The organism is Wolbachia endosymbiont of Atemnus politus (assembly GCF_013309895.1).
Genome location: NZ_JAAXCS010000152.1, coordinates 1 through 2,648, shown reverse-complemented (window position 1 = coordinate 2,648; position 2,648 = coordinate 1). Strand labels below are relative to the sequence as shown.

Sequence of the window (2,648 nt, the reverse complement as noted above, 5' to 3'; positions counted from 1 at the left end):
TGATATTATTTTTTGTATCATTGTACTGAGTATCATGATAATGAGATTGGCGGGGGTTGTCAAGGGGTTTTTTCGTTTCACGACTGCCAAAATGTAAGAAGTCTATTACCGCTCCAGCCTGTGTCTCTATTTAAACATTTTTCTTAACTGATTAATTTCATCAGCAAAATTTGAGTCGTTTTTTATAAAATTTTCTATTTGCTTCACTGCATGTATAACAGTAGCATGGTCTCTGCCACCAAAGCTTCTTCCAATATCTGGCAGGCTTTTCTGTGTAAATTTCTTAGCAAAATACATAGCTATTTGCCTTGGTCTTACAAGACCGCGGAGCCTTCTATTGGAGTGCATATCCGCAACTTTTATATTAAAAAACTCGGCTATTTTCTTTTGTATTTCTGCTATTGTAATTGGCTTATGATTCGATCTAAGAAGATCAGCTAGAGTTTCACTGGCAGATTCTACTGTCATACTTCTTCCAATTAATGAAGTATGAGCAACTTTATTTAATGCTCCTTCTAATTCCCTTATATTAGATTTTATGTTCCTCGCCAAAAACTCTAGGACATCACCAGGAACATACATATTCATTTGCTCCACTTTAGCCTGCAATATACCAAGTCTTAACTCGAAAGTTGTTTCATTAATATCTGCTACCAATCCCCAGCCAAGCCGCGATTTTATTCTTTCTTCTACTCCATCAAGATCACTAGGAGATCTATCAGCTGATATAACCAATTGCTTATTTTGATCTATCAATGCATTAAAAGTGTGAAAAAACTCTTCTTGCGTGCTATCTTTACCGCTGATAAATTGCACATCATCTACCATCAATACATCTACTGATCTAAATTGCTCTTTGAATAACATAATATCTTTGCTTCGTAGCGCTGTAATATATTGGTACATGAATTTTTCTGCTGATAAATATGCCACTTTTCTTTTCGCCGACGGAGAATTGACTATGTGCCAAGCTATAGCATGCATCAGATGTGTTTTACCAAGTCCTACCCCACCATATAGAAACAGAGGATTGCTGCCTGGTATTGGATCTATAGACTCTGCCACACGTTTCGCAGCTGTAAATGCCAATTCATTTGGCTTGCCTACTACAAAATTATCAAAGGTAAATCTTGGATCCAGCGGCGAACCAAGATTATGATTACTTTCCTCCCTGTTTTTTGATATAGTATTAGGACTCAAATTCTTTTCTCCAGTTATTTGAATATCAACAGAACGTATACTTTTATCCTCATCTTGCCATAATGACAGTATTTTTTCCATGTAATGAACTGTAATCCACTCTTTTATAAATCTTGTTGGCACAGATAGTAAAACTTCTCCATTGCCACTACTGACGAATCCAAGTGAACTCAGCCAACTGTTATATGTTGCCTCTCCATAAAGATTATAAAGACAATTTTGAATTTTCTCCCAAGCAATATTGTGATCCGTTACTGTAACAATCTGGTCAAAAAACATAGTAGAAACCTTAGGGTTAATTAAGCTCATACACAACACCAAGAAAAAAGCAATAATTAGAAAAACATAAGATAATCAATAGCTTGCTGCAAAAGTGAAAAGCTAACACTATTTAATACACACTCAAAATTATGGTGATTTTTGATGAGTTGTAAAGGGTATAAAAGCACTAAATTTGATCATTTTTCTTTCAACAAATGAAACTTCGCTTGCCTTAAGGATTAGCAGTGTGCTAAAAAAATAATAATATATTATGTATAAATAAGATATTAAATTTATTGGCAAAAAAGTAAAGTGCTCGTATAAATATAGCTAACCTAATATAAATTTACTGAAACAAATCTATGATTATGTTAAGCAATTTAAATTGCTATGCTAAATTTGGTATCGAGCTAGAATTTTATATTGAAAGAATAGAAGAAGAGTACTTATTTCTCAGCAGCGTTAAAGACAAAATAGCTTCACTTGGATTTTCCTGTGAGAAAGAGAGTTCTATATATCAATATGAGATAAAAAGTGGTTGTTATACAGATTTCAATGACTTAATCAGGCATCTTGAGCTAGCAAAAGAATTACTTACCGAAACAGCACAAAAACTTGGTGGAAGTATTTCTTTTAAAGCAAAGCCCTATTTAGACAGAGCGGGTAGTTCATTAAATGTGCACGTTAATTTAGTGGATTTAAATGACAGCAATTTATTCTATTGTTGTGAACAAAAGTACAGTGATTACTTGATTCATAGCATTGGTGGATTATGCGCTATGATGAAAAAACATATGTTATTTTTTGCTCCAAACAATGATTCATATCTCAGGTTTAAATACCCAGATATTCATACCCCAACCACAATTAGTTGGGGCGTGAACAATAGAACTGCTGCGATTAGGATTCCCGATTGTGGCAGCAAATGTCGCCTAGAACACCGCGTTCCTGGAGCAGATTGCAACCTTGAGAAAGTGCTTGCAGCAATAATTGAAGGCATTACTTTTGGCATAGAAAACAAAACTGCCCCACCAAACAGAGTATACGGTATTGCATCTGACCCTCAATATAAGATGGAGAGTTTGGTATGAACCCTCCATCTCATGAACATCTAACAAAAGAAGTTAACGGAATAACCAACGACATTGTGGAACAGAACAATTAGAAACTTTATCATCACTATCATA

2 protein-coding genes are annotated in these 2,648 nt (G+C 34.6%); one reads left to right on the top strand and one right to left on the bottom strand.

The annotated features are described in order from the left end of the window. Nucleotides 1-126 precede the first annotated feature (126 nt). On the bottom strand, nucleotides 127-1,509 hold the full coding sequence (gene dnaA / locus HET73_RS06990; RefSeq protein WP_174133458.1) for a chromosomal replication initiator protein DnaA: 1,383 nt from the start codon (nucleotides 1,507-1,509) through the stop codon (nucleotides 127-129). Nucleotides 1,510-1,823: 314 nt separating this feature from the next. Between dnaA and HET73_RS06985 the strand changes: the two genes are divergently transcribed. Further along, complete coding sequence (locus tag HET73_RS06985; protein WP_174134262.1) at nucleotides 1,824-2,552, top strand: type I glutamate--ammonia ligase; 729 nt, start codon at nucleotides 1,824-1,826, stop codon at nucleotides 2,550-2,552. Nucleotides 2,553-2,648: the final 96 nt, after the last annotated feature.

What these genes read in the sequence shown, in the direction of transcription:
- dnaA (WP_174133458.1), bottom strand. Translation starts at nt 1,509, where the DNA reads ATGAGCTTAATTAACCCTAAGGTTTCTACTATGTTTTTTGACCAGATT.
- HET73_RS06985 (WP_174134262.1), top strand. Translation starts at nt 1,824, where the DNA reads ATGATTATGTTAAGCAATTTAAATTGCTATGCTAAATTTGGTATCGAG.